Source organism: Lysinibacillus sp. BNK-21, from assembly GCF_048684915.1.
Classification (GTDB): domain Bacteria; phylum Bacillota; class Bacilli; order Bacillales_A; family Planococcaceae; genus Lysinibacillus; species Lysinibacillus capsici.
Window position 1 is genome coordinate 1,078,019 of the sequence record NZ_JBLQTS010000001.1, and the last position, 25,461, is coordinate 1,103,479.

At 37.3% G+C, this 25,461-nt stretch carries 30 protein-coding genes; 21 read left to right on the forward strand and 9 right to left on the reverse strand.

Going from position 1 to position 25,461, the window contains the following annotated elements:
* Positions 1-49 precede the first annotated feature (49 nt).
* The 4 genes from infC to ACMGGO_RS05415 all read left to right on the forward strand — a co-directional run bounded on the left by infC (position 50) and on the right by ACMGGO_RS05415 (position 1,612).
* On the forward strand, positions 50-553 hold the full coding sequence (gene infC, locus ACMGGO_RS05400; RefSeq protein ID WP_016994853.1) for a translation initiation factor IF-3: 504 nt from the start codon (positions 50-52) through the stop codon (positions 551-553).
* A 31-nt stretch (positions 554-584) separates the two neighbouring features.
* Positions 585-785 (forward strand): 50S ribosomal protein L35, encoded by a 201-nt coding sequence (gene rpmI / locus ACMGGO_RS05405; protein WP_004226312.1) that lies wholly within the window; start codon positions 585-587, stop codon positions 783-785.
* A 57-nt stretch (positions 786-842) separates the two neighbouring features.
* On the forward strand, positions 843-1,202 hold the full coding sequence (gene rplT / locus ACMGGO_RS05410) for a 50S ribosomal protein L20 (RefSeq protein ID WP_004226314.1): 360 nt from the start codon (positions 843-845) through the stop codon (positions 1,200-1,202).
* Between the two features lie 146 nt (positions 1,203-1,348).
* Positions 1,349-1,612, forward strand: a complete 264-nt coding sequence (locus tag ACMGGO_RS05415) for a DUF1294 domain-containing protein (RefSeq protein WP_048393614.1) — start codon at positions 1,349-1,351, stop codon at positions 1,610-1,612.
* A gap of 23 nt (positions 1,613-1,635) precedes the next feature.
* Here the strand turns inward: ACMGGO_RS05415 and ACMGGO_RS05420 are convergent, their stop codons facing one another.
* A complete protein-coding gene (locus tag ACMGGO_RS05420; protein WP_004226335.1) occupies positions 1,636-2,031 on the reverse strand; it encodes a hypothetical protein in 396 nt (131 codons plus the stop codon).
* Positions 2,032-2,136: 105 nt separating this feature from the next.
* On the opposite strand from ACMGGO_RS05420, the gene ACMGGO_RS05425 reads away from it, so the two are divergent.
* Positions 2,137-2,622, forward strand: a complete 486-nt coding sequence (locus ACMGGO_RS05425) for a dUTP diphosphatase (protein ID WP_259948446.1) — start codon at positions 2,137-2,139, stop codon at positions 2,620-2,622.
* Positions 2,623-2,716: 94 nt separating this feature from the next.
* The gene (locus tag ACMGGO_RS05430) at positions 2,717-3,805 is read left to right on the forward strand and encodes a M42 family metallopeptidase (protein ID WP_016994857.1); all 1,089 of its coding nucleotides are present in this window, start codon (positions 2,717-2,719) and stop codon (positions 3,803-3,805) included.
* A gap of 409 nt (positions 3,806-4,214) precedes the next feature.
* Here the strand turns inward: ACMGGO_RS05430 and ACMGGO_RS05435 are convergent, their stop codons facing one another.
* Positions 4,215-5,213, reverse strand: coding sequence for a serine hydrolase domain-containing protein (locus ACMGGO_RS05435; protein WP_420281645.1), 999 nt, complete (start codon positions 5,211-5,213; stop codon positions 4,215-4,217).
* A 22-nt stretch (positions 5,214-5,235) separates the two neighbouring features.
* Positions 5,236-5,682, reverse strand: a complete 447-nt coding sequence (locus ACMGGO_RS05440; protein WP_315056358.1) for a MarR family winged helix-turn-helix transcriptional regulator — start codon at positions 5,680-5,682, stop codon at positions 5,236-5,238.
* 243 nt (positions 5,683-5,925) lie between these two features.
* Here ACMGGO_RS05440 and argF point away from each other — a divergent pair, with 243 nt between their 5' ends.
* The 9 genes from argF (at position 5,926) to ACMGGO_RS05485 (ending at position 13,736) form a co-directional block, all read left to right on the forward strand.
* Positions 5,926-6,891 carry an ornithine carbamoyltransferase gene (gene argF / locus ACMGGO_RS05445; protein ID WP_048393624.1) on the forward strand — a complete coding sequence of 322 codons (966 nt, stop codon included), beginning with the start codon at positions 5,926-5,928 and terminating at the stop codon, positions 6,889-6,891.
* A 297-nt stretch (positions 6,892-7,188) separates the two neighbouring features.
* Positions 7,189-8,085: a LysR family transcriptional regulator gene (locus ACMGGO_RS05450; protein ID WP_259948439.1), complete on the forward strand. Its 897-nt coding sequence runs from the start codon at positions 7,189-7,191 to the stop codon at positions 8,083-8,085.
* A 143-nt stretch (positions 8,086-8,228) separates the two neighbouring features.
* On the forward strand, positions 8,229-9,557 hold the full coding sequence (locus tag ACMGGO_RS05455) for an LLM class flavin-dependent oxidoreductase (protein ID WP_259948437.1): 1,329 nt from the start codon (positions 8,229-8,231) through the stop codon (positions 9,555-9,557).
* A gap of 45 nt (positions 9,558-9,602) precedes the next feature.
* The gene (locus tag ACMGGO_RS05460) at positions 9,603-10,616 is read left to right on the forward strand and encodes an LLM class flavin-dependent oxidoreductase (protein WP_387255628.1); all 1,014 of its coding nucleotides are present in this window, start codon (positions 9,603-9,605) and stop codon (positions 10,614-10,616) included.
* 13 nt (positions 10,617-10,629) lie between these two features.
* Complete coding sequence (locus ACMGGO_RS05465) at positions 10,630-10,908, forward strand: glutaredoxin family protein (RefSeq protein ID WP_004226351.1); 279 nt, start codon at positions 10,630-10,632, stop codon at positions 10,906-10,908.
* Between the two features lie 20 nt (positions 10,909-10,928).
* Positions 10,929-11,753 (forward strand): transporter substrate-binding domain-containing protein, encoded by an 825-nt coding sequence (locus ACMGGO_RS05470; protein WP_048393633.1) that lies wholly within the window; start codon positions 10,929-10,931, stop codon positions 11,751-11,753.
* 24 nt (positions 11,754-11,777) lie between these two features.
* Positions 11,778-12,482, forward strand: a complete 705-nt coding sequence (locus tag ACMGGO_RS05475; protein WP_048393635.1) for an amino acid ABC transporter permease — start codon at positions 11,778-11,780, stop codon at positions 12,480-12,482.
* A 12-nt stretch (positions 12,483-12,494) separates the two neighbouring features.
* The gene (locus ACMGGO_RS05480) at positions 12,495-13,208 is read left to right on the forward strand and encodes an amino acid ABC transporter permease (RefSeq protein WP_066037537.1); all 714 of its coding nucleotides are present in this window, start codon (positions 12,495-12,497) and stop codon (positions 13,206-13,208) included.
* Positions 13,209-13,223: 15 nt separating this feature from the next.
* Positions 13,224-13,736, forward strand: coding sequence for a GNAT family N-acetyltransferase (locus ACMGGO_RS05485; protein WP_009373866.1), 513 nt, complete (start codon positions 13,224-13,226; stop codon positions 13,734-13,736).
* Between the two features lie 47 nt (positions 13,737-13,783).
* On the opposite strand, the gene ACMGGO_RS05490 is transcribed toward ACMGGO_RS05485, so the two are convergent.
* Positions 13,784-15,163 (reverse strand): FAD-binding oxidoreductase, encoded by a 1,380-nt coding sequence (locus ACMGGO_RS05490; RefSeq protein WP_257960580.1) that lies wholly within the window; start codon positions 15,161-15,163, stop codon positions 13,784-13,786.
* A gap of 79 nt (positions 15,164-15,242) precedes the next feature.
* Entirely contained in the window at positions 15,243-15,452 is a 210-nt protein-coding gene (sspI, locus tag ACMGGO_RS05495) for a small acid-soluble spore protein SspI (protein ID WP_004226361.1), read from the reverse strand.
* A gap of 238 nt (positions 15,453-15,690) precedes the next feature.
* Here sspI and ACMGGO_RS05500 point away from each other — a divergent pair, with 238 nt between their 5' ends.
* Together ACMGGO_RS05500 and ACMGGO_RS05505 are read left to right on the forward strand one after the other, a co-directional pair.
* A complete protein-coding gene (locus ACMGGO_RS05500; protein ID WP_420281646.1) occupies positions 15,691-16,218 on the forward strand; it encodes an RNA polymerase sigma factor in 528 nt (175 codons plus the stop codon).
* 198 nt (positions 16,219-16,416) lie between these two features.
* Complete coding sequence (locus ACMGGO_RS05505) at positions 16,417-18,561, forward strand: EAL domain-containing protein (RefSeq protein WP_420281647.1); 2,145 nt, start codon at positions 16,417-16,419, stop codon at positions 18,559-18,561.
* A gap of 45 nt (positions 18,562-18,606) precedes the next feature.
* Here the strand turns inward: ACMGGO_RS05505 and ACMGGO_RS05510 are convergent, their stop codons facing one another.
* The 3 genes from ACMGGO_RS05510 to ACMGGO_RS05520 form a co-directional block, all read right to left on the reverse strand.
* Positions 18,607-18,798 carry an H-type small acid-soluble spore protein gene (locus ACMGGO_RS05510; RefSeq protein ID WP_004226369.1) on the reverse strand — a complete coding sequence of 64 codons (192 nt, stop codon included), beginning with the start codon at positions 18,796-18,798 and terminating at the stop codon, positions 18,607-18,609.
* Between the two features lie 12 nt (positions 18,799-18,810).
* Positions 18,811-18,975, reverse strand: coding sequence for a YfhD family protein (locus ACMGGO_RS05515; RefSeq protein ID WP_004226371.1), 165 nt, complete (start codon positions 18,973-18,975; stop codon positions 18,811-18,813).
* A 131-nt stretch (positions 18,976-19,106) separates the two neighbouring features.
* Positions 19,107-20,516 carry a LysM peptidoglycan-binding domain-containing protein gene (locus ACMGGO_RS05520; protein ID WP_420281648.1) on the reverse strand — a complete coding sequence of 470 codons (1,410 nt, stop codon included), beginning with the start codon at positions 20,514-20,516 and terminating at the stop codon, positions 19,107-19,109.
* Positions 20,517-20,670: 154 nt separating this feature from the next.
* Here ACMGGO_RS05520 and ACMGGO_RS05525 point away from each other — a divergent pair, with 154 nt between their 5' ends.
* From ACMGGO_RS05525 to ACMGGO_RS05535, 3 genes are all read left to right on the forward strand, one after another.
* The gene (locus ACMGGO_RS05525; RefSeq protein WP_103118626.1) at positions 20,671-22,020 is read left to right on the forward strand and encodes an FAD-binding oxidoreductase; all 1,350 of its coding nucleotides are present in this window, start codon (positions 20,671-20,673) and stop codon (positions 22,018-22,020) included.
* 125 nt (positions 22,021-22,145) lie between these two features.
* Complete coding sequence (locus ACMGGO_RS05530; protein WP_048393651.1) at positions 22,146-22,937, forward strand: alpha/beta fold hydrolase; 792 nt, start codon at positions 22,146-22,148, stop codon at positions 22,935-22,937.
* A gap of 24 nt (positions 22,938-22,961) precedes the next feature.
* A complete protein-coding gene (locus ACMGGO_RS05535; protein ID WP_259948419.1) occupies positions 22,962-23,939 on the forward strand; it encodes a sensor domain-containing diguanylate cyclase in 978 nt (325 codons plus the stop codon).
* Positions 23,940-23,946: 7 nt separating this feature from the next.
* Here the strand turns inward: ACMGGO_RS05535 and ACMGGO_RS05540 are convergent, their stop codons facing one another.
* The gene (locus tag ACMGGO_RS05540) at positions 23,947-24,342 is read right to left on the reverse strand and encodes a (deoxy)nucleoside triphosphate pyrophosphohydrolase (protein WP_048393654.1); all 396 of its coding nucleotides are present in this window, start codon (positions 24,340-24,342) and stop codon (positions 23,947-23,949) included.
* 172 nt (positions 24,343-24,514) lie between these two features.
* On the opposite strand from ACMGGO_RS05540, the gene ACMGGO_RS05545 reads away from it, so the two are divergent.
* Positions 24,515-25,279: a TrmH family RNA methyltransferase gene (locus ACMGGO_RS05545; protein WP_403018272.1), complete on the forward strand. Its 765-nt coding sequence runs from the start codon at positions 24,515-24,517 to the stop codon at positions 25,277-25,279.
* Positions 25,280-25,461: the final 182 nt, after the last annotated feature.

The following is a 25,461-nucleotide window of genomic DNA, read 5'->3' on the forward strand; positions in this document are numbered from 1 at the left end:
CCATGTATTCGCGACAACTACTTGGAGGTGGATTACTATTAGCAAAGACATGTATGTAAACGAAGGCATTCGCGCACGTGAACTTCGATTAATCGATCACAATGGTGACCAGCTTGGTGTAAAGACACGTAATGAAGCGCTAGAAATCGCCGCTCGTGTAAACTTGGATCTTGTCCTTGTGGCCCCTCAAGCCAAGCCGCCAGTCGCTCGTATCATGGACTATGGTAAATTTAAGTTTGAACAGCAAAAGAAAGACCGTGAAATTCGTAAAAATCAAAAGGTCATCGTAATGAAAGAGGTTCGTTTGAGCCCAACAATCGATGAGCATGATTTCCAAACGAAGTTACGTAATGCGATTAAATTCCTTGAAAAAGGCGATAAAGTAAAATGTAGCCTACGTTTCAAAGGTCGTGCGATCACACACAAAGAGATTGGTCAACGTGTGTTAGATCGTTTTGCTGAAGCTTGTGCTGAAGTATCAACGGTAGAACAAAAACCGAAGATGGAAGGCCGAAGCATGTTCTTAGTTCTTCAACCAAAGAACGAGAAATAATATTAGACGAACAGTTTAGGAGGAATTCGACATGCCAAAAATGAAAACTCACCGTGGAGCTGCGAAACGTTTCAAAAAAACGGGTTCAGGTAAATTAAAATACGACCGTGCTTATGGAAGCCACTTATTCGCAAACAAATCTACGAAACAAAAACGTCACCTACGTAAAGCGAACATCGTATCATCTGGTGACTTCAAACGCATCAAATCTTTACTTGTTTACATGAAATAATTGACTACAAAAAAATACTAACATTCATTTTTTAATGAAAAGCAGGAGGTAATTCATATGCCACGCGTAAAAGGCGGAACAGTGACGCGCAAACGTCGTAAAAAAGTATTGAAATTAGCTAAAGGTTACTATGGTTCAAAACATACATTATACAAAGTTGCTAACCAAGCAGTAATGAAATCAGGTCAATATGCATACCGTGACCGTCGTCAGAAAAAACGTGATTTCCGTAAATTATGGATCACTCGTATCAACGCAGCTGCTCGTATGAACGGTCTTTCTTATAGCCGTTTAATGCACGGTTTAAAAGTTGCTGGTATTGAAGTTAACCGTAAAATGTTAGCTGACCTTGCAGTAACTGATGCTGCAGCATTCACTCAATTAGCAGACGCTGCTAAAAAAGCAGTAGCTAAATAATAGCTGACAACATTCACTATTATTTCTGCACCGAAAGCTTAGCGACAGGTGTGAAATATCATAAGTGCAATAAAAAGACTGATGGGTTTTTCCATCAGTCTTTTTTGTGTTAGATTAATAGTATCACGGTTTTAAAGGAGTAAGAAATGGGACAAGCATTATTAGCTTATATGAGCATTGTATCAATTGTATTGCTCATTTTAATGGGGATGGATAAATCACGCGCAAAGAATCATGAATGGCGTATAGCAGAGCGTACATTATTTACACTAGCCATAGCAGGAGGGGCAGCTGGGGGTGTATTGGGTATGTATTTATTCCGCCACAAAACACGTCATAATCGTTTTGCATTTGGTTTTCCCCTACTTGCAGCCATACAAATTTTTATCATTGTGCAGCTCTGGACATAAATGAGAATAATTAAAACACATCCTCATGATGGGGATGTGTTTCGCATAAGCTGTTCAATGGGCTGCTTCCAATTGATTTTGGCGCTTGGATAGTTCAATAATATTTCTTGCTGCAAATATTCAAAGTCGCTTTTGCTGAAGCCTTGTAATGTTGCAGCATCGCGCGCACCGACGAAAATGGTTACAACCTCAAATGCATCCTCTGTTGTGCCTAGGTATTTTTCACCTTCAAAAAGAGCACCCTTATAGGAAATAAAGAAATTTTTTCGGACATTTTTAACGTCATCATAGAAATAATACTGGCCTTTTTCATAGGCTTCATCAAGTTTGCGTTTAGGATCAGTTATATAACGAATCGCTTTGTAAAATACATAAATAATAAGCGCTATTACAGCAAGTCGAATTAGTAACGGCAACATGTTTAAATTTCCCCCTTGAAGAAAGGTTATTCTTTCCTATACGATTAGAAGGGTCAAATAGTTTCACTTTTTATAAAAAATTTTTTAGAAATTTAGGAGAAAAAAATGAATTTACAACAATTGTTTACCATGCAAAAAGAGCTTGATGATTTTATCGAGCAAACACAAAATATTCAGCAAGATGTGTTTCAGGAAAAGGGCTTAGCCTTACTAGTGGAACTAGCTGAGCTTGCTAATGAAACACGTTGCTTTAAATTTTGGAGCACAAAGGGACCATCAGCACGTGAAGTCATTTTAGAAGAATATGTAGATTCGATTCATTTTATCTTATCTCTGGGCTTATTAAAGGGCTATACATCGATTGAAATGTGGCCTTTCGTAGAAGAAAACAAAGATTTAACAGCTACTTTTTTAGAAACACAAAGTGTTATTTTAGCATTTATTCATCAACCTACAGAGGAGCGTTATTTAGCTATTTGGCAATACTATGGATTACTAGCGTATAATCTCGGTTTTACATTTGAGGATGTAGTTGGTGCTTATCTTGAAAAAAATCATGAAAATTATCATCGGCAGCGTTCAGGTTATTAAATTAAGAAATACACCAATTTTCAGACGATTAAGCTAGGAATATTTCGATAAACGAAGTATAATAAAATAGATACAAGAAGTAGGAGGCAAAAGGATGACACAACTAGATCCAACATTACAAATGTTTAAAGATTTAACAGATGCGAATGGTATCGCAGGTAATGAACGTGCACCGCGTGAGGTCATGAAAAAATACATTGCACCATATGCAGATACTGTAGAAACAGATAACTTAGGTAGTGTCATTGCTAAAAAAGTTGGCGATGAAAACGGTCCTAAAATTGTTGTAGCAGGACATTTAGATGAAGTAGGCTTCATGGTTACACAAATTGATGACAAAGGCTTTATCAAATTCCAAACAGTGGGTGGCTGGTGGAGCCAAGTTATGCTTGCACAGCGTGTAACGATTACTACACGTAAGGGCGATGAAGTGATTGGGGTTATTGGTTCAAAGCCACCTCATATTTTACCTGCGGATGTACGTAATAAGGTAGTAGACATTAAAGATATGTTTATTGATATTGGTGCAGCTTCTAAAGATGAAGTACTTGAGTGGGGCGTACGTCCTGGCGATATGGTAACACCGTACTTTGAATTTAATGTAATGAAAAATGATAAGTATCTATTAGCTAAAGCTTGGGATAACCGTATCGGCTGTGCAATCGCGATTGATGTTATGAAAGCGTTACAAAATGAAAAGCACCCTAATATTCTTTATTCTGTAGGGAATGTACAAGAAGAAGTTGGACTTCGCGGTGCAAAAACTGCTACACATAAAATCCAACCAGATATTGGATTTGCAGTGGACGTAGGTGTAGCAGGAGATACTCCTGGAGTTACAGCAAAAGAATCAACGAGTAAGATGGGTGCAGGCCCTCAAATCGTTGTGTATGATGCATCTATGGTTTCACATCGTGGCTTACGTGAATTCGTATTAGATGTAGCAGATGAGCACAATATTCCATATCAATTTGAAGCGATGGCTGGCGGTGGTACAGATGCTGGCTCCATCCACGTAACAGCAAATGGTGTACCAGCACTATCAATCGGTATTGCAACACGCTATATTCATTCACATGCAGGTATCCTACATCGTGATGATTATGATAATGCCGTTAAATTAATGGTAGAAGTCATTAAAAAATTAGACCGTGATGCAGTCAATAAAATTACTTTTGACTGATACTGCTAAATAGATATAGCATGATTTTGCCTTCTAACAAAATGTTAGGAGGCTTTTTTACTCATTCCAAGACAATTAGACTTGCTAATATGAATAGTAATTAAACACAAGTCCCATTCTTATTAGTGAGTAAGACTCTTATAGAAATCAAAATATAGAGAAGTATTAATTTGTAGGTTAATGGAAAATATCTGCAAGTAAATTGATTGTTGCTGTGCTGAGCAACAGCCCATGTTAAGTTAGCTTATGACAAGAATCATTGCTAGCTTCTAGAAGCGTTTAACAAGCATAGAACTATTAAGAATGAGTAAAGGTTGACAGGTTTCAAGCTATGTATAGGAGCTACAAGTAGTTCTTGTGAAGAATAGGGTATTCCCGTTTATACCATTCAAGAAACACCCCATTTTCGCTATAAAGAATTTTGCAAAAGCTGTAGAATATTTTTCCCCATTTCAAGAGGGTTTGTTGCTAGTATAGAGGATCGATAATTGGATAGAATCACGACACCTGTTTGCTGTTTTTTATTAAATCCTAGATAACTAGAGAAGCCTTTCGTTGATCCGTTATGCCAAATAATATCGTCTTCAAGTACCCATCCTAATCCGATCCTTACATCTTTTGAAATAGTATGAGTAGCTTGATGTGTTAATAGATAGCCTGAATTTTGATTGCCAATGTGTATTTTTAAAAATTTTAATAAATCATCAACAGTGGATCGTATAGCGCCAGCTGCCATAAATTCATTCATTTCAAGTGGGGGCTTGTTATGTCCCCGAACAGAATATCCCTTCAATACGGTATTTTCTTTAGAGGGGGGGATAGAAATAAAGGTATTCGTTAAATTTAAAGGTTCTACGATTCTACGAGTAATGGCTGTTTCAAAGTCAGTGTGAAGTTCATTTGCTAATAAATATCCTAAAAGGCCCATTCCTACATTAGAATATCTAAACTTAACTTTAGGCTCCTGGGTATGGGTTTTAAAATACTGTATGGCCTCATTCAATGAGTAGGGACAAAAGGGGTCACGAGGTGTTTGGCTATCAAAAAGATTATAGATGTTCTTCAGTACACCAATTCCTGGTAGACCAGATGTGTGATTTGCCAAATGCCTCAAAGTTACAGGGTGATTATCGGGAATTTCAGAAAAGTATTTGGCGATAGAATCTTCTATCTTCACGATTCCTTCTTGAATCATTTCCCCAAACATGGATGTTGTTAAAACTTTAGAGATTGACCCAATTTCATAGACATAGGGTTTTTTATCATATGTGACATTTGAGCCGTTGAATATAAAAGCAGCATCTAGATTACGACAAATAACACCAATGGATAGGATTACATTCGGACGAGTCTTTACGTAAGGATAAGCAATTTTAAAAATATCCTTTTTTAAATCATTTAAATCCACAAATATTCCTCCTTTTCAATCTCTAATTTTTTTGATCGTTAGAGACGATAGCATGGAGTTTCGTGTATATTTCTTTTAATTGCAGTAAATCCTCTTTAGAGAGCTGTGAATAGTATTTATTGATAATGGCTAGTTCAATTTCTTCCTGTTTTTGAAAATAATCAAAGCCCCGCGTATCTAACTCGATGATGATCTCTCTACGGTCCTTTTTATTTATGGTTCTTTTTATAAAGCTCTCCTGTTCTAATCTTCCTACTAATTGACTTACAGCACTAGCAGATGTCCCCATCAACTTTGCTAATTCGAAGGTTTGCAAAGGGCCATGTGTTTGAAGAAGACTTAAAAATAGTGCCTGCTTTGTAGTTAATGTTTCATCTAATAGGGTGGAGAATTCTTCTGTTAGCATCACATTTGTTTCATATTCTACTTGGTTCAGCTCTTTGACCAGCTGTATCAGCTCTTTTTCCATTTTTTTCACCGCCTCAATAGTTAATGTATATTAATTATAAATATATATAAACTATAATGCAATTATTTAAGAATATGAATGTTTAGTAAAAAAGAAAACATGTATAAATATTCGCTTTGACGAATTTTTGACACATTTAATAACAAATGAATAATAATTAAGATTAATTATAAAAATTCAGTTGATTTTATATTTATGCATGTTATACTAATTTCAACAGCAACGATATAAGGAGCGAAGGCTATGAAATTACTCGAAGAAGTACAGTTAAAGTTAGTGTCTAGTTTAAAGGGAAAAGATTTACTAACTTTGCTAGACTATACAAGTCAAGAGGTCCAGGATCTTATTGAATTAGCAACACAGCTTAAGATGATTACAAAAGAGGGGAAATGTCCAAGATTACTAGAAGGTAAAACGCTTGGTATGATTTTTGAGAAACATTCAACTCGTACACGTATTTCATTTGAAGTTGGTATGAATCAATTAGGTGGGAAAAGCATGTTTATGCATGCGCGTGATTTGCAAATTGGTCGTGGTGAATCAATTTACGATACAGCGCATGTATTATCTGGCTATTTAGATGGCATTATGATTCGCGCAAACTCTCACAAAATGGTCAAAGAGCTTGCAGAGCATGCAGCAATCCCTGTCATCAATGGATTAACGGATATTTATCATCCTTGCCAAGCATTAGCTGATTTAGAGACGATTGCAGAAAATAAAGGCATGTTAAAAGGACTTAAAATTGCCTATGTAGGTGATGGCAACAATGTAGCACACTCACTCGTAGTAGCTTCAGCACACGTTGGCATGAATGTAGCTGTTGCGACACCTGTAGGGTATGAATGTGATGGGGAAGTCATCGCTAAAGCACAGGCCATTGCGGCAGCAAATGGCAGTACGATTATGATCACGAATGATCCTGTTGAAGCAGTATTAAATGCAGATGTCGTCTATGCTGATGTTTGGACATCTATGGGTCAAGAGGAAGAAACAGCAAAACGTTTACAAGATTTTGCTGGCTATCAAATTAATGATGAGCTAGTAGCCTATGCAAAACCAAATTATATGTTCTTACATTGCTTACCAGCACATCGTGAGGAAGAGGTTGCGACTTCAGTTATTGACGGACCTAATTCTTACATCTTTGAGCAAGCCGAAAATAGATTGCATGCTCAAAAAGCTGTATTAGCATCGATTTTAGCTTAAATTGAGACATATGCTTTCTCGAGTTGAGAAGTACGATAGATAGAGTTTACATGGACAACAGAGGGTGTTCATGTGAATAACATAAAAGTGGTAGGCAGACAGAGGGATGTTCACCACGTGCGATGTTTGTTGTCAAGATGGATGGCTACATCGCTACATAGTAAAGTAACCTGGGAGACGCTGGGTTACTTTTTTTCTTTGTCAAAAATATAAAACATAGTTTTCTTATAAGTTATAGAGAATACAAGGAATTATTTATATAATAGGTTAAATAAGTAATGAAGGAGTGAACTCCTCGTGAATATAGACCATATCGAGGCATTTTTATATGTTGTCCATTACAAAAGTATCCATAAAGCAGCCAATGCATTATTTCTTTCACAGCCGACTGTAACTGCACGTATTAAATCATTAGAACGAGAGCTAGGTGTTGAGTTATTTTACCGAGATGGAAGAAGTGTGAGCGTATCAGAGAAAGGGAAAGATTTTTTACCATTTGCCACGCAAATTGTGCAAACATTTCAGCAAGGAAAGAAGCAATTAGAAGAAACGCAGGAGACCGATGAGGTATGTATTGGTGCAAACGGTGTAACAGCCCAGTATTTTTTAGCCTATGCATTGCCTAAATGGAAAGAGCAATTTCCTTATTTGCGTTTTCAATTATTTACAGGTTCCACAACAAACATTTTAGAAAAGCTACAAAGCCACCAAATTCATCTAGGCTTTATTCAATATGTACATGGGGATGACATTGAGAACGAGCTTTTATTGAACAATACAGTGAAACTTGTCAAACACCGTGATCACCCATTACAACTAAATCAACTTATTCAAGCAAAAGAATTAGCTCAACAGAAAATGGTGTTTTTTGAATGTGGCGCGTTTGATTGGAATTATGTGCATAAAATGTTCGAGGTAGAGGGAGTAGCAGCCAATATTGAGGTACGAACAGATCATTTAGAAGTTGCCAAAGAGTTTATTCGGACAAAAGACTATCTAAGCTTTTTACCACATCTATGCATTAAAAAGGAACTGGAAAGCGGTGAATTTGTGGAGATAGACGTTAAGCATTTGCTGGATATGAATCAACATATATTTTTAACCTATAAAGAGAAAGAGACGTTGCCATCAGCCTTTTGGCAGACAATTTGTGAAACAGCTAAGCATTTTGAAAGCATAGGAGACACGTATTGATAAAAAATTTTATCACCACATAAAATTTTTTCTATTACTGTACCTATTGCATATCGTCTAAAGGAACGGTAATATCATTCTCAATCCAACAAAACATACTTAACCACTATGTTTAGTAAAATAAAGATTGAGGAGGAATTGACATGGCTAGACAGGATAAAATTCGATTTGGAGCAATTATTCATGGGGTAGGAGGAAATATTTCTGGTTGGCGTCATCCAAAGGTGGCGAGCAATCAAAGTGTAAGCTTACCTTTCTATATTCAGCAGGCTCAGAAAGCAGAGCAGGGAAAATTTGATGTAGCATTTATTGCGGATGGTTTATTTATTAACGAAAAATCCATCCCTCATTTTTTAAATCGATTTGAACCTATTACAATCTTATCGGCTTTAGCAGTAGCGACGAAAAACATTGGGTTAGTTGGAACAGTCTCAACTTCCTATAGCGAACCATTTACAGTAGCACGCCAATTCGCTTCATTAGATCATATTAGTGCTGGGCGTGCTGGATGGAATGTTGTAACGACACCATTAGAAAGTACTGCTTTGAACTATAACAAAACAATCGACCAACATCCTAGCCATGCAGAACGCTATCTCATTGCGGAAGAATACTTAGAGGTTGTCCAAGGCTTATGGGACTCGTGGGATGATGATGCGTTTATTGCAGATGTCAACAAAGATCAATTTTTTGATCCAGAAAAATTACACACATTACATCATAAAGGGCGATATTTTTCAGTCCAAGGACCACTCAATATTGGTCGAACAAAGCAAGGCCAGCCCGTTATTTTCCAGGCTGGGTCGTCTGATGCAGGCATTCGATTAGCTGCAAAAGATGCAGATGCCATTTTCACACATGGGGCATCTATTGAAGAGGCACAGAAATTTTACTCGAGAGTAAAAAAAGAGGTGGCAACATTTGGACGAAATCCCGAAGAAGTAAAGATTTTTCCAGGTATATCACCAATTATTGGCGATACGGTGGAGGAAGCAGAGGCGAAATATCAAGAAATTGTTGAGTTAGTTTCCATAGACCGTGCTCTTGCTTATCTTGGACGTTACTTCGACCATCATGATTTTACCCAATACGATGTGGATGCACCGTTTCCTGATCTAGGGGATATTGGAGCGAATAGCTTTAGAAGCACAACCGATTATATTAAACGTTATGCTAAGCAGGAGGGTCTGACATTACGTCAAGTCGCTTTACGCGAGGCGACACCAAAAACAGCCTTTTTTGGGACAGCTGAGCAAGTAGCAGATCTTGTACAAGAATGGTTTGAAAAGGAAGCAGCAGATGGTTTTATTATTGGCGTGACAGTACCTGGTGCTCTTGAAGATTTTGTTGATAAAGTAGTGCCAATTTTACAAGCAAGAGGGCTATATCGTAAAGATTATGAGACAGATACTTTGCGTGGGAATTTAGGTTTACCATTCAAGGAAAGTCGCTATGTTAAACAGTCTGTCTAAAAACCTAGTAAATTTATTTGAATAAAAGAAATTAGGAGGGATTGTATGAGTTATACATTAGGGATATTAGATCAAAGCCCTATTATTGAAGGAGCAAGCAATGAACAAACATTACAAAAAACGGTGGCTTTAGCACAACGAGCTGAGCAGTTAGGCTATTCACGTTTTTGGGTATCGGAGCATCATCATACAGAGTCATTAGCAGGTTCTTCTCCAGAAGTATTGGTTTCTTATTTACTTGCTAAAACCAAATCCATTCAAATTGGATCAGGTGGGGTTATGCTACAGCATTATAGCCCCTATAAAGTAGCGGAAAATTTCCATGTTCTAGCATCATTGGAGCCAGGACGTGTAGATTTAGGAATCGGTAAAGCCCCTGGTGGCTTGCCACTTTCCACGAAGGCTCTACAATATGGCACACTCAATCAAGGGGAAGATTTTGAAGAGAGACTAATATTTTTACAGCAATTAATTGAGCAATCCATACCAAAAGAGCACGAATTATATGGCATACAAGCAACGCCGATTCCAAAGGCAAAGCCGACATTATTTTTGCTTGGCGCTAGCCCTGAAAGTGCTGCTCTTGCAGGAAAACTCGGCATTGCATTTGTCTTTGCTCGATTTATTAATAGTGATAATGATGTTTTGGCGCAAGCGGCTACAATCTATCGCAGTCATCATCCAAACGGTACTTTTGCAATTTCCATTGCTGCACTTGCTGCTCCAAGTAAAGAGGAAGCGAAAAAGCTAATAGGAGATCAAAAAATTACAAAAGTGCATTTAGCAAGTGGCAGAAGCCTGACGCTACAATCAGTAGAGCTAGCAGAGAAATTTGGTCAGGAATCTGGAGAGGAATACACGGTGGAGCAGTATGAGGCTGATATTTTATACGGTACAGCAGAAGACATTAGAGCCAATTTAGATGACTACCATGTACGATTCCAAATTGATGAATTTATTTTGCATACGCCCATCTTGAAGGAATTTGAACGTCAACGTTCGTTTGAGCTTTTAAGTCCTGTCCATTTGCAGTTACAGCAAAAGGTGAAGGTAATCTAAGGGAGGTCATGATATGACAAAAAGTTTAGATATAATCATTTGGTCGAAGCAAGGTTGTAGTTATTGCGAGGAAATAAAAGCATATCTACAAGAACGACATATTTCCTACAAAACAGTTGATGTCACGTCTAATGATAATTTTAGAGACATCCTTGATATAAAGTATGGTGTTCGACATGTACCCGTTGTAGAAATTGGTTCAAGTGAAACAGGTATCTATAGAGCCGTAACAGCAATTGGTTTAGAGCATCTACAGAAGGCACTTGCTGTGAATCTACCCTCATATGCATAACAGAAGGAGAGAGGAATCTTATGAAAAAAATATCATTTTATTTGCTACTTGTGCTAGCAGCGCTATTAACTGCGTGTGCAAACTCAGAAAAAACAGTTGGTGACGCAAGTGCTCAAAAAACAGCACAGAGTGGCAAGGATGTTCAAAAAATTATAGTTGGTACGGGAACTCAGTTTCCAAACATCTGTTTTTTAGATGACAAGGGAAATTTAACTGGTTATGATGTAGAGCTTGTTCGTGCAATTGATGAGAAGCTACCAGAATATGAGTTTGAATTTAAAACAATGGAATTCTCCAATTTATTACTAAGTTTAGAAACAAGAAAAATAGATTTTATTGCCCATCAAATGGAAGTTAATAGTGAGCGTGAAGAGAAGTTTTTATTTAATAAAGAGCCGTATAATGTTTTCCCATTAAAGGTGACAGTCAACGAGAAAAATAATGCAATTCAATCCATTGAGGATTTAAAAGGGAAAAATGTGAGTGTTTCACCAACAAGTAATTCTGCTGTTTTTATTGAAAAGTATAATAAAGAGCATAATTTAGGAGCAAATATCGTTTATTCTTCTGGCTCTGTCGATGTTAATAATCAACTTGCAACGGGACGAATTGATGCTATTATTACCACACCGTTTGCTGTTCGATACTATAACGAAAGCAATGAGGCACAGCAAAAGGTTGTAGGTGATGCATTATTAAATTCAAAGGTCTACTTTTTACTCAATAAAGATGAAGTGAAGTTACAGGAGCGCTTAGATGAAGCGATCGTTGAATTAAAGAATGAGGGGGTAGTGAGTGAGCTTAGTAAAAAGTGGTTGGGTGATGATTATACAGTAGACTTCTAATGAACAGGAAAGGAAGATGGCAGTATGGAAAATAACTTTGATGTCGTGCTAATTGCGAGAGTACTTCCAACATTGCTTCAGTATTTACCCATAACTTTCGAGATTCTAGTATTCTCCATACTTTTTGGTATGATGCTTGGGATTGTGCTAGCCATACCAAAGCTACTTCACATACCGATATTGAAGCAAATTATTACAATCTATATATCCTTTATTCGTGGTACACCCATTTTAGTGCAGTTGTTCTTAGTATTTTACGGTATACCCGCATTGTTAAAGCTCATTCATATTGATGTGACACGAATGGATGCAATGTATTTTGTTATTATTACGTACACATTCAGCAATGCGGCAGCCTTTGCCGAAATATTTCGTGCAGCAATTTTAACCGTTGATCGGGGTCAAATGGAGGCGGCCTATTCAGTAGGCTTAAGTGGATCACAGGCTTTTATGCGAATCGTTTTTCCACAGGCAATACGTGTTGCTTTTCCAAATATAGCAAATACAATGATTAGTTCATTAAAAGATACATCGTTAGCATTCTCCATCGGTGTAATGGATATGGTGGGGAGGGGAGAAACCTTGATTGCTTCTACGACACGAGCGTTTGAAATCTATGTAGCTTTGTCAATTGTTTACTATGTCATCGTGATAATCCTTGAAAAAGTATTTAAATTTAATGAACGCTATTTTAATCGCTATATGCCAAAGGAGCTTGCTTCACAATAGGGGGAATATGCTATGACCATTGATATCGCTTTTATAGTAGAAGCATTACGAGAAATTAGTAAAGTAATACCGTTAACCTTATTCATGACTATTACACCTGTTTTATTAGGAATCGTTATTGGCATAATTGTAGCTTTCGTGCGCATTCAACAGATAAAAATAGTCTCATCTGTACTTAATTTTTATGTTTCATTTTTCAGAGGAACACCTATCATTATGCATATCATGCTCGTTTATTTTGGCTTGCCAATGCTAGTTGATAGTGTAGCTAATTTGCTTCATTTAAAGATACAATCAAATTCTATTCCTATATTATTTTTTGTCATACTAGCCTTAACACTTAGTGCAGGGGCTTATGCCTCAGAAATTATTCGTTCAGGGATATTAGCTGTACCTAAAGGACAATTAGAAGCAGCATATGCGATTGGATTAACATTTCCTCAAGCGATGCGACGTTATATTTTACCACAAGCATTTGGGCAATCTATTCCCAACTTGACGAATGTTTTTATTGGTTTTTTACATGCTACATCATTAGCATTTTTCCTATCCATTAAAGAATTGACCGGTGTGGCAAATATTATTGCTTCCATGAACTTAAAGTTTTTAGAGTCATTTATTGCTGTTGGTCTTATTTATTGGGGAATTTCAATCATAGTAGAATGGGTTTCACACCGTATTGAAAAAAGAGTAACAGCCTATAGTAAAGGCGGTTTTTCATCATAGAAAGGGGAAATTAGAGTGACAGTAGCGAACATTGTGATTGAACATTTACAAGAGGAAGATTATGCAAGCTATCTTGAAGTTTTAGTTGAGAGCTATGCGCAATATGAAAAGGACTATGAAGACCCAGAGCGCTGGCAATCATATTTAAGTGATATCCGTGCTTCGGTTGGTAATCCGAATGCAGAAACAATTCTAATTGCAAAACGCGGAGATGACATATTAGGTGGATTACAACTATTTACAGATGCAGGGAAAGCGTATGGCTTGCCGGAGCTAAATATTCAATCGACGATTGTGCGCTTATTAGGTGTGCATCCAAAAGGCAGAGGACAAGGGGTTGCTAAGAAATTATTAAATGAAAGTTTTGCCTTTGCTAGAAAGAGACAGGATCAGGCACTTTATTTACACTCAGGTGATATGATGCAGGCTGCCATAAATCTTTACTTATCATTAGGTTTTGTGCGAGATGAGTCGAAGGAATTTTACAAGGGAGATATATTAGTCAAGAGCTTCCGTTATGATTTATAATGATAAACCCGCTGATGCTCTAGTCAATCAGCGGGTTTTAATGTTAATTATAGTGTGAAAATCTTTCCTGGATTCATAATGTTAAGTGGATCAAGCGCTGCTTTTATGCTTTTCATGACGACTAAAGAGGTACCATGCTCAGTGGCTTGGTATTTCATTTTGCCAATGCCAACACCATGCTCGCCCGTACATGTGCCACCTCGAAGTAATGCATATTGCACAATTTGTTCATTGAAGCGATCCGCTTTTGCCTGCTCCTCGGCGTCATTTGGATTTAACATTAAAAGTGCATGGAAATTTCCATCGCCCACGTGGCCCACAAGCCCACCTGCGAGTCCAACATGATCAAGCTGTTCTCGTGCATATAAAATGGTTTCAGCAAGCACAGAGATTGGTACACAGACATCCGTTGACATGAGCTTCTTACCAGGATAAGCATGAATATATGCATAGGCTAAAGAATGTCGTGCTTCCCAAAGCTTATTACGAGCAGCATTATCTTGCTCGAATTCGACGGATAGACAGCTGTAGTCCTCAAAAATTTCTGTAGCAAATGCGATGTCCGCATGCATACCCGCTTCGTTTCCGTGGAATTCTAAAAACAATGTTGGTTTTTCGCTAAAGGATGTATCGTTATAGACATTGGCCTGCTTCATAGAGGATTCATCGACCAATTCCACTCGACCAATTGAAATACCAGCCTGTAATAAGGCGGTAACAGCACTAACAGCATCTCCAACTGTGTCAAAAACAGCTCGCCCCGCTGTCACAAATTCAGGTATACCATACACTTTTAACGTTAACTCCGTAAAGCAGCCAAGTGTTCCTTCAGAGCCGACAAATAGACCATTTAAATGGTAACCAGAAGAGGATTTCGCGGCTAAATTACCTGTATGGATGACAGAGCCATCTGCAAGGACAACCTCTAAATCACGAACCTGATCACGCATAACACCGTAACGCACAGCAGTCGTACCACTAGCATTCGTCGCAGCCATGCCACCTAGTGTTGCATCTGCACCTGGATCCACTGTGAATTGTAGACCATGTTTTTTTAACTCCTTATTCAGTTGAGAGCGCGTGACGCCAGGCTGAACTTTTACAAGAAGGTCGTCAGGTCGAACTTCTAAAATCTTATTCATTTCAGAGAAATCAATAGAAATACCATGTGCAATAGGAATCGCGTTTCCTTCTAAGCTGGAGCCAACACCGAATGGTACAACTGGTACACGTTGTGCATGTGCAATTTTTAAGATGGCACTGACATCAGCTGTGGAACGGGGAAAGACAACGATATCAGGTAATCTCATCATATGATGAGATTCATCCTTTCCATGTAGCTGTCGTACCGTTTCGTTTGTTGACACTTGTTCTTCTAATAAAACCTGTTTGAGTTGATTGACAAGTAATTCTACTGCAACAGTCATTCCAATCCCTCCAAAATTTTCTGATAAGTAAAACTTTATCACGCATTTATTGGAAATGGAATGCACAGTTCATTAAAAATCAGTTAGCAAATACTTTTTCTAGTTTTTGAACAAATTCATCTTGTTCTGATGGACTGGATTGCTTCCACCATTTTTCAAAAAACACCCCAAGCCCTGGTAGTAAATGCTCTTCTCCGCGATTAATAGCATCTTCCACAATGTCTTTGAATTCTGCGGCAGATTGACCATGTACATTCGCTGTAATTGCATCTCTTATTTGAAAATTCATCTATATCGCCTCCTTAGTAGTAATTTGTCCAACTATCGTTTAAATATGTATGAAATACCAAAGAAAATAGATAATTTTTGCAATAACTTTGGAGGAATTATGACTAAATATGCCAGGCATTTTATTCTTTCTGCGCGCTGAAATGTTGAAAATGGGCATTAGCTCTCAAGCAACATGACAGTCTAAGATTGTCTTACCTAGGAATATTGAACTGTGCACAGTTGACAGGAAGAGTGGTATGTCTATTCGCAACAATCACAAGCTTTCATTAACACAATCTTTTGAAGAAATTTTAGAGGCTGTGCAACCAATGATTACAGCCATTTTTACGCAGCTTCATATTTACAAGGATTTTGATTACTATCGTCATTTTGCTTCTATTGCGGTATGGAGGGCATGGCTAAAAGCAGATCCAGCAAAGGGACAATTTTCTGCTTATCTTTATTCCTCGATAAAAGGTGAGATTCTAAATGAATTATCAAAGGAAAAAAACTATTCAGAGCGAATAACGGTTGTTGATGGTGAAACACTCAATTTTATTCTTAGTGACTTGGAGGGATGGGACAATCAAAAAAATCCTAGCTTACTTGAAATTAAGTTGTCTCAGCTTAAGCAGATAGAAAGAGAAATATTACTACTTTATTATGTAGAAGGTTACAGTGATCAAGAAATAGCTAATGCATTAGGCTTATCCGCTGTTGCTATTAAAAAAAGAAGAGGTAGAATCATCCAGAGATTGAAACATCAACTTTCCAGGGTGGAATAAAGAACTAAAAATATCAAAAGTATGCTAATATTGAAATAAAATGAATATTAGCATACTTCACATAGGTGCATACAAATTCCGATAAAAGTGTTATGATTTGTAAGAAGTCAAAGAAATATACAATTCAAATTTAAATAATCGATATAGATAGATAAAATTTCCTAGTGAATGTTTATATAGTAGTATGGAGGGTTTGGAGTGGAGAGATGGTTTAATCAGATAGAGAAAAAAGAAATTTGGTACATGGTATTACCCTTATTACTTGTCATACCATTACTGAGCTTTAGCAATCAAATATATGGTGTTTTCCAAGGTAACATGTATCAAGATATAAAATTGGTGATACAAATATTAATCATTGTTTTTACAATGGCAATTGCGATCCAATCCTATTTAGTATTTTCACACTTATTATCCAATCAAACTTTATACATAGGAAACATGTTTTTCATTATTGCCTTATTAGAATTAGTTAGCTTGTTTTTTAGCCAATCTAGAGAATGGAACTTTATGAACGAGCCCCTACATATATTAATACGTTTATACTTAGCCATTGGATTTATACTTATTATTTTAAACCCTAAAAAGCGATTAACCATGAATCATCGGATACTGACATATGGTTGTTCGATGCTTTTCGTTCTAGGAAGCGTTTTTCTGGCTTATTATTCGCCCAAAGTATTGCCTAAAAATTGGTTAGATACGATTGATAATATGGTACACTTAATTGCTATTATTCTTCAAATTTTAACCATTGCTATTGTTAATACATATGTAAAAAAATTACCAAAGCGTTCCATGTGGCTAATTAGCGCAGCTATTTCCCTTATTGTGAGTGATGTCTTCTTTATTGTTAGTCAAGATCAAAATGCGATATGGGATTTCTCAGCACTGATCTATCAGTTTTTAGCATTCTATTTTTTCCTAAAGGCGATTTATTATACATCTGTGGAAAAACCCTTTCAGCAGCTGTTGAAAATTAAAAAGGATCTTGAACAATCTCAAAAAGAGCTTCGATTTCAAGCTTATCATGATGATATTACATTGTTGCCAAATGAACATTTTTTACTTAAGACGTTAAAAGAAAATTTACATGAACATAAAGCGCAAAAGGCTATCATTGCCATAGAAATTGATCGCTTTGCGGCGATTCGTTCGTCCATTGGGATTAGTAACTCTAATAAAATGATGAAACTTGTTGCAGAGCGAATTCAATCGATTGTACCTCCACATTATTTTGCAACTAAACTGCGTGAAGGACAATTTGTTATTTATATTGACCATGTAAAGACGATTGAGGAACTACTACAATTTTGCTTAAATCTTAAAAGTGCCATGGCAGATCCTTTACAGGTCCAATTATTTTCATTGAATGGCAGTCTAAATATTGGGATTGCTCTTTATGAGGAGCAATGGACTGGTGAAGAGCTATTAATGCATGCACAGTTAGCGATGCGAGAAGCTAGACAAATACCTCAAAGATTTCTTTTTTATAAACCATACATGTCTAAAGGTATTGCAGATCGAATATTGTTAGAGCAAGACTTACATAATGCGTTAGCCAATAATGAATTTTATTTAGACTATCAACCACAGGTCAACTTAAAAACAGGCACCATTGAATCGGTCGAAGCTTTGGTTCGCTGGCGTCATCCAACTCGGGGATTTGTTCCACCTGATGTCTTTATTCCTATTGCTGAAGAATGTGGCCTTATTATCCCGCTAGGTAAATGGATTTTAGAAAACGCATGCACTCAAGCGAAAATATGGGAGAAACAAGGCTTACCTCCGATGAAAGTGGCAGTGAATTTATCACTTGGCCAGTTATTTCAACAGGATTTAGTAGAAATGGTACAAGATATTTTACATCGTACCAATTTAGATCCGTCATTTTTACAATTAGAAATTACAGAAAGTATGACGATGAATATTGATCAAATGACACAGCTATTACATGAGTTAAAGGCATTAGGCATCCAAATTGCTGTAGATGATTTTGGAACAGGTTATTCCTCTCTATCTTATTTAAAGGAATTCCCAATTGATTGTTTAAAAATTGACCGAACATTTGTGAGAAACGTGCCACATAATCCAAATGATGAAGCACTTGTTTCCATGATTATTTCGATGGCTAAACATTTACGTTTGAAGGTTGTGGCAGAGGGCATTGAAGAAGTGGAGCAATTATCTTTTCTAATAGATGGTGGCTGTGATTATATTCAGGGCTATCTATTCAGTAAGCCAATATCCCCACAGCAAATTACGGAAACCTATAAAGATTTACATCATCGTGTGGAGGAAGTATTAACACAACTTCAATATATTGAAGATTATAGTATTTAAAAAAAGAACCTGCTTATTGCTATTGAGTAAGCAGGTTCTTGCTGTTTAGTGAACGAGATATTCTTCTTTTAATTCGGATATAGCTACTTCAGATCGCTCTTCTAAAGAACGGCGTAGGTGAACTGTGGCTGTTTTTTCATCATCGTGGAGCTGATCGATCCAGATGGAAACGCCATTATAGCTCACTTCAAATTCTAAAGGTGAGGCGACAATTTCTTGTGCACGTTGAAAATCCAACTGAAGCCCCCCTTATTTTTTCTGCTTATTCTTATTTTGCGTGACTGTGTTAATTAGCTCCATAAACTCTTGAGAAAATTCCTCACTCACCTTGTTTGGTGCAATCTTTTGGTTTTTTGGCGTTTGAGGTAATGAGCCTTTATTATTGCTTTGACCTTGTTTATTGTCTCTTCCCATGTGAGTTGCTCCTTTCCTGTTGATATAAATTAATATGGCTTTGAAATGAACTTTTTATCCCGTCAGCACAGATCGCACTTCACAAGGAAAAATTCGCATAGCTCTTTGTTTATTGCGAACAATAATGAGTATTAAGATTTTTTAACAGAAAAATTACCGTTTAATAAAACCCAATTTTGAGGAAACGGGAATCCTAATGCCCAATAACTAATGCCACGTAAATTGTAATGTTTAGTCATGTCAAATTTGGCTTGTGCACTTCTCGCATCTTCAAACCATACCTCGTGCTGCCTTCCTTGCTCATCAACATATCGATAAAAAGGCGATTGTGCTGTTGGATCATATTGGATTGTTGCCCCGTACTTGATGGCCCTATTGAGCGCTTCCTGCGGGCTAAACGTTTCGGCTTCTTGGCCTTTGACATGAGGTAGGAGCCAATCACGCGCATACAACTCAAAACCCAATAAGATTTTATCAGCTGGTATTTCAGTTAAAGCATACTCCACGACTCTTCGCATCTCATTAATCGGGGAAATAGCTTGTGGAGGGCCAAAACGATAGCCCCATTCATATGTCATTAATACAACAAAATCTGCTATTCTCCCATGTGCTTCGTAATCATGCGCTTCATATAATGTCCCAGTTTGTGAAGCACTTGTTTTAGGTGCGAGCGCTGTTGAAACTAAATAACCTTTTGGATGAAGGGTATCCACAGCCAATTGAATAAAGGCATTGAAATTTTCGCGATCAGCAGGTAAAACATTTTCAAAATCAATATTTAATACTTGATAACCTTTATCTTGCATCACCTGTAATACATTATTCATGACCTTTTTACTTAACTCTGGACTGGACAAGACGACATGTGCTAAATTAGAGCCTTCTTCTGTAGAAGTAAAATTAGTGAGCGTTAACATTGGGATAATATGTTTAGCCTTTGCTGCCGCTATCATATTTTCATCATTAATGGGCTGTAATGTCCCATCTTCCTTCATCTTATAAGCAAAAGGACTAAAATAAGTTAGTAGATGACCAATAGCATTAATGGAGTCTACAGCTTCATCTGAAGGTTGGTAGGAATAAGCATTGACTTCAATCGTTGGTAATTTTCTTGGAATCATCAATTGTGAACCAACATAAAGCATATTGGGATTGTTTAGTTTATTTTCTATAGCAATGGCTTGAACGGTCGTACCATAGCGCTGTGCTATTTGCCATAAAGTTTCTCCTGGCTGCACGATATGAACAATGGGTGGAATAATTAATTTCGTTCCTGGTGTTAATTGATCGGGATTCGTTAGATGATTTTCTAATATGATAGATTGCAAGGGAACGCTAAATTTCTGTGCGATTGACCATAACGTATCTCCTTTTTGAACGGTATAAATTGTATAAGGAGAAGGGATAACCAGTGATTGTCCGATGGCTAATTGATCAGGAGTAGCTAATGCATTTAATTGGCTAATAGATTGAACGGGTACAGCATAACGATTAGCGATTTGCCACAGTGTTTCGCCAGCACTTACCACATGGATAAGCATAGAACACCTCCAACACGTTGTTGTTATTAGTGCATCATATGTTTCAAGTGTGAAAAAGAGTATTTTAGTGTGATTCTAGAAAAAAGCTGAAATTTCAAATTCTTTCTCAATAAGTTGCATAGGATAAGTATCATTGTGAGAAAGGGGCTTGATGTTGAAAAAGGCGAAGCTCACAGGAAGAATCGTCACGCCTGAAGATTCGGATTATGAACAAGCGAGAACGAATAATAATTTAAATAATCCCAAATATCCGAGTGTCATTGTGTTTTGTCAAAAAACGAAAGATGTGGTTAATGCCTTAAAATGGGCTAGAGAAAACAATGAGCCTTTCAGAATTCGAAGCGGTCGTCATAGCTATGAAAATTTTTCTTTAGTAAATAAAGGGCTTGTCATTGATGTAAGTGATATGAATGATATTTCGGTAAATCTCTCAGAAATGACGGCTAGGATTGATGCTGGAGCTAATATGGGAAACGTATACCGTACATTATGGGAGCATGGTGTTACCATTCCTGCTGGTACAGAAAGTAGTGTTGGGGTGGTCGGTTTGACCCTTGGTGGTGGGATTGGGATGCTATCACGACCATTTGGATTAACTTGTGACAATCTTATTGAAATCGAAACGGTGGTAGCTAGTGAACATGAGGGTGCTCAGGTAATCAGAGCGAATAAGCAACAACATCATGATTTGTTTTGGGCAAGTCGTGGTGGAGGAGGAGGCAATTTTGGTATAGTCACTTCTTTGACATTCAAGCTTCATGCGATTAATGAGGTATCACTGTTCTCTATTACATGGGGATGGGATGACTTTGAAGTGGCCTTTGATGCATGGCAAAAATGGGCTCCCTATACAGATAAGCGTCTAACCTCACAGATTGAGCTAAAAACAAAGGAAGTAGGTGAGATAGTCGCACAAGGTGAGTTTATAGGAACAGCAGCTGAATTAAAGAAATTGCTTCGCCCTCTTAGAAATACAGGCTTGCCAACAAGTATTTGGATAAAGGAAGTGCCATATAGCAAGGCAATAGAATTTTTTGATTTACCAAGCGGTAATCAGCCTGCGTATCGAAAAAGATCAGGGTCATTTTTGGAGAGACCGTTTCCATATAAGGCGATTCAGAGGATGAAAGAATTTTTAGCCCATGCACCTAATTCAAATACAACAATATGGCAACAGTCTTTAAGAGGAGCAGTAGGTGAAATTGCTCCCCAGCATACAGCCTATTACTATCGCAATGCGATAATAGCTCAAGAATATAATACTTCCTGGAAAAAACCGAAAGAGGAAGAACAAAATATTAAGTGGGTAGAAAATTTACGTCAAGCTTTATCACCTTATACGTCTGGTGATTATGTGAATTTTCCAGATCGATATATTAAGGACTGGCATACAGCCTATTACGGACGTAATTTTAGAAGGCTTCGTGAAGTGAAAACAAAATATGATCCGTATAATGTATTTCAATTTCAGCAGAGTATCCCACCTATTAGGAAGTGGTTGTAGCTGGAGAATGGAGCAGGTGAAGCGGCACTCCTGCTCCTTTTTGATTTTCACGTTTTAGCTTGATAAATACTGTTTAAGGGGTCACAATAAAACTATTACATATATTTCTAAAAGGATTGATTGGAATGGAAAATATTGTTGTTCGTAATAATGTAACAATACTCGGACAAGGGGACCAACCGCTTATTTTTGCACATGGATTTGGCTGTGATCAAAATATGTGGCGTTTCATTACGCCTGCATTTATGGACAAATATAAGATTATATTATTCGATTATGTAGGCTCAGGTAACTCAGATATAAATGCTTATTCATCAGAAAAATATCAATCGTTACAGGGCTATGTACAAGATTTATTGGACATTATTGAAACGCTATCATTACAAAACAGTATTTTTGTAGGGCACTCCATTAGTGCCATGATAGGACTGCTCGCATCTATCCAGCACCCTGACTATTTTAAGAAATTGATTATGATTGGTCCTTCTCCCTGTTATTTAAATGATGATGGTTATCGAGGGGGATTTGAGCGAAGTGATATAGCAGAGTTACTAGACATGATGGAAATGAACTTTACAGGTTGGGCTAGCTATATGGCACCTATTGCAATGAGTAATCCTGAACAGCCAGCATTAACACAGGAATTGAAGCAAACCTTTATAGCAGCAGACCCTATCATTGCAAAGGAATTTGCTGAGGTCACATTTTTATCTGATCATCGAAGTGAATTACCAAAGGTCTCTGTTCCTTCGTTAATTATCCAATGCTCGGAAGATAGTATTGTGCCAAGTAGTGTTGGAGATTATTTGCATCAGCATCTCAAAAATAGCACGTTACAATTAATGGAAGCAAAAGGTCATTATCCACATATTAGTCACCCAAATGAAACGATACAATGTATTGCAGATTTTTTGTAGGGAAAAATGAAAGGATTTTCAACAATGGAAAAACGACTCAACAATGCACCATGTGGATTTCTTTCCATCACACATGAAGGGCTTATTTCAGAAATCAATCGAACCCTGCTAGATTGGATCGGCTATGAGCAAGAGGAATTATTACATATGCATCTAGAAATTCTTCTATCTACGCCCAATAAGATGATTTTTCACTCTTATTTTTATCCTATGATTAATCTAGAGGGGCAAGTAGAGGAATTATTCATTCATCTCAAACAGAAGGACGGAATGTCGGTTCCGTTTTTAATGAATGCCAAATTGTACAAAGAGGATTTGGTAGAGCGCATTGATTGTATTTTAGTAAAGATGAAAAAGCGCATAGATTATGAACAAGAATTACGATCAGCCAAAAAACTACTTGAGGCTGCCTATCAAGAAAAGGATCGTGCATTAGCTAATTTGGAGCAAATTCATGTAGAAATAGAACATCAGCAGGCGAAATTATTGGAAATGAATGCTGCTTTAGTAGAATTATCAATGACTGATAAACTGACCGGCTTGAAAAACAGGAGATTTTTCCAGGAACAACTCGAAAAACATTTTAATCATTTTCATGAGACAGCAGAAACTTTTTCGTTATGCATTTTAGATATCGATCATTTCAAAAAGGTCAATGATACATATGGTCATCAAGTTGGAGACGATGTCCTCGTACAATTGGCACAACTATTACAAATACAAGTACGTCTAGAAGATATCGTCGCTCGTTATGGTGGGGAGGAGTTTATTATCATCCTACCTGAGACCGAGATACCTGCGGCCAAAGAAATCGGCGAAAAAATTAGACACACCGTGGAGCAGGATGGTTGGCCAACAGGCAGTCTTACGATCAGTATGGGAATTGCCACAGTAACTTCAGAAGATACAGAGACGACATTGATAAAAAAAGCAGATAAAGCATTGTATGGATCGAAAGAGCACGGACGAAACAAAGTCACTCATTTTCATGAGATAAAGTGACTAGCCTTTACAATTCCGCCATTAATTTTTGAATAGAAGGAAGATCTGCTGGAGCAAATGGAAGGTCAAGCAATTGGTTGCGGGGAACCCATCTTGCTTCAGCATGTTCTAGAATTTGAGGTGTGCCTTTAATAATTGAAGCTTTGTATGTTTCTAAATGAACGAAAAATTGTTCGTATTCATGGAGTGTTACAGCCACTTGTTTACCTACTTGAATCGTACAGTTAAATTCCTCAAGAATTTCTCGAGAAAGTGCCTGTTTTGGTGTTTCACCCTGCTCTATTTTACCGCCAGGGAATTCCCAATAATTTGCTAATACCATTTGGGGGTTTCTTAAAGCACAGAAAATTTCTTGTTGCTCATTTTCAATTATAGCCCCTACTACATGTATTGTTTTTTTCATTTATATACCTCACTTTGTGTCTTCGTTAGATATGTATGATTATAGCATGTTTAAGTTGTACGTCACTTGCCACCACTGGAAAATAACAGTTTTCTTACTTAGCTATGAAATTTGCTATTTCGTAGGGTATAATAGTGGTCAATATATAGGAAAAAGGCGGTAAGAGGTAGCGATGAAGAGAATTGAATCTACGCAAAATGCGTTAGTGAAATATTGGAAAAAGTTGGCGACAACAAGAAAAGAGCGTGAACGTTCGGGTGAATTCCTAGTAGAGGGCTTTCATCTTGTTGAAGAAGCATTAAAAAATAAAAACCAAGTATTACAAATTATAGTGCGTGAAGGTATCGATTTGCCAATGTTATGGCCAATCGATGATATAGCTATTGTAGAGGTATCGACTGCGGTAGCGAAGGATTTTGCGGAGACAGAAACTTCCCAAGGTGTTTTTGCTGTATGTAAACAGCCCGTCTTAGAAGATAATGTGATGACTACTTGGCGAAAAGTGTTATTAATTGATGCTGTCCAAGATCCTGGTAACATTGGAACAATGATTCGTACAGCAGATGCTGCAGGTTTAGATGCTGTAATTTTAGGAAAAGGCTGTGCCGATCTTTATAACCCTAAAACACTACGTGCTGCTCAAGGTTCGCATTTCCATATTCCGGTAGTGCGTGGAGATTTAGCAGAATGGATAGATATATTACAGGATCAAGGTGTACCAGTATTTGGTACTGCATTAGATGAGGAAGCGGTGCCGTATAGTGATATTCAGCATACGGGTGCATTTGCGATTATTATGGGGAATGAAGGAAGTGGCATTCAGCCTCAGTTATTAGCGATGACAGATCAAAATATGATCATTCCTCTTTTTGGACAGGCCGAATCATTAAACGTCGCAGTAGCAACAGGTATTGTTTTATATGGCTTTGCCAAATAATTAATTGCTCATTGTGGGATTGAGGCAGTTGTCTCTTGATTTGCTACAGTCCATTATTGTATAATTTATTCTAAAATGTATGTTTAAATAATAAATGCTTTGACCGGGAAGTAGTAAAGATTGTGAATGGACGACAGGGAGCGTAGGCCAGAGATTGAGAGCCAACGCCGTATCAATGCAGT

Excerpts from the sequence above, each read along its gene's own strand:
- infC (WP_016994853.1), top strand. The coding sequence starts at position 50 with ATGTATGTAAACGAAGGCATTCGCGCACGTGAACTTCGATTAATCGAT.
- rpmI (WP_004226312.1), top strand. The coding sequence starts at position 585 with ATGCCAAAAATGAAAACTCACCGTGGAGCTGCGAAACGTTTCAAAAAA.
- rplT (WP_004226314.1), top strand. The coding sequence starts at position 843 with ATGCCACGCGTAAAAGGCGGAACAGTGACGCGCAAACGTCGTAAAAAA.
- ACMGGO_RS05415 (WP_048393614.1), top strand. The coding sequence starts at position 1,349 with ATGGGACAAGCATTATTAGCTTATATGAGCATTGTATCAATTGTATTG.
- ACMGGO_RS05420 (WP_004226335.1), bottom strand. The coding sequence starts at position 2,031 with ATGTTGCCGTTACTAATTCGACTTGCTGTAATAGCGCTTATTATTTAT.
- ACMGGO_RS05425 (WP_259948446.1), top strand. The coding sequence starts at position 2,137 with ATGAATTTACAACAATTGTTTACCATGCAAAAAGAGCTTGATGATTTT.
- ACMGGO_RS05430 (WP_016994857.1), top strand. The coding sequence starts at position 2,717 with ATGACACAACTAGATCCAACATTACAAATGTTTAAAGATTTAACAGAT.
- ACMGGO_RS05440 (WP_315056358.1), bottom strand. The coding sequence starts at position 5,682 with ATGGAAAAAGAGCTGATACAGCTGGTCAAAGAGCTGAACCAAGTAGAA.
- argF (WP_048393624.1), top strand. The coding sequence starts at position 5,926 with ATGAAATTACTCGAAGAAGTACAGTTAAAGTTAGTGTCTAGTTTAAAG.
- ACMGGO_RS05455 (WP_259948437.1), top strand. The coding sequence starts at position 8,229 with ATGGCTAGACAGGATAAAATTCGATTTGGAGCAATTATTCATGGGGTA.
- ACMGGO_RS05460 (WP_387255628.1), top strand. The coding sequence starts at position 9,603 with ATGAGTTATACATTAGGGATATTAGATCAAAGCCCTATTATTGAAGGA.
- ACMGGO_RS05465 (WP_004226351.1), top strand. The coding sequence starts at position 10,630 with ATGACAAAAAGTTTAGATATAATCATTTGGTCGAAGCAAGGTTGTAGT.
- ACMGGO_RS05470 (WP_048393633.1), top strand. The coding sequence starts at position 10,929 with ATGAAAAAAATATCATTTTATTTGCTACTTGTGCTAGCAGCGCTATTA.
- ACMGGO_RS05475 (WP_048393635.1), top strand. The coding sequence starts at position 11,778 with ATGGAAAATAACTTTGATGTCGTGCTAATTGCGAGAGTACTTCCAACA.
- ACMGGO_RS05480 (WP_066037537.1), top strand. The coding sequence starts at position 12,495 with ATGACCATTGATATCGCTTTTATAGTAGAAGCATTACGAGAAATTAGT.
- ACMGGO_RS05490 (WP_257960580.1), bottom strand. The coding sequence starts at position 15,163 with ATGACTGTTGCAGTAGAATTACTTGTCAATCAACTCAAACAGGTTTTA.
- sspI (WP_004226361.1), bottom strand. The coding sequence starts at position 15,452 with ATGAATTTTCAAATAAGAGATGCAATTACAGCGAATGTACATGGTCAA.
- ACMGGO_RS05500 (WP_420281646.1), top strand. The coding sequence starts at position 15,691 with ATGTCTATTCGCAACAATCACAAGCTTTCATTAACACAATCTTTTGAA.
- ACMGGO_RS05515 (WP_004226371.1), bottom strand. The coding sequence starts at position 18,975 with ATGGGAAGAGACAATAAACAAGGTCAAAGCAATAATAAAGGCTCATTA.
- ACMGGO_RS05520 (WP_420281648.1), bottom strand. The coding sequence starts at position 20,516 with ATGCTTATCCATGTGGTAAGTGCTGGCGAAACACTGTGGCAAATCGCT.
- ACMGGO_RS05530 (WP_048393651.1), top strand. The coding sequence starts at position 22,146 with ATGGAAAATATTGTTGTTCGTAATAATGTAACAATACTCGGACAAGGG.
- ACMGGO_RS05535 (WP_259948419.1), top strand. The coding sequence starts at position 22,962 with ATGGAAAAACGACTCAACAATGCACCATGTGGATTTCTTTCCATCACA.
- ACMGGO_RS05540 (WP_048393654.1), bottom strand. The coding sequence starts at position 24,342 with ATGAAAAAAACAATACATGTAGTAGGGGCTATAATTGAAAATGAGCAA.
- ACMGGO_RS05545 (WP_403018272.1), top strand. The coding sequence starts at position 24,515 with ATGAAGAGAATTGAATCTACGCAAAATGCGTTAGTGAAATATTGGAAA.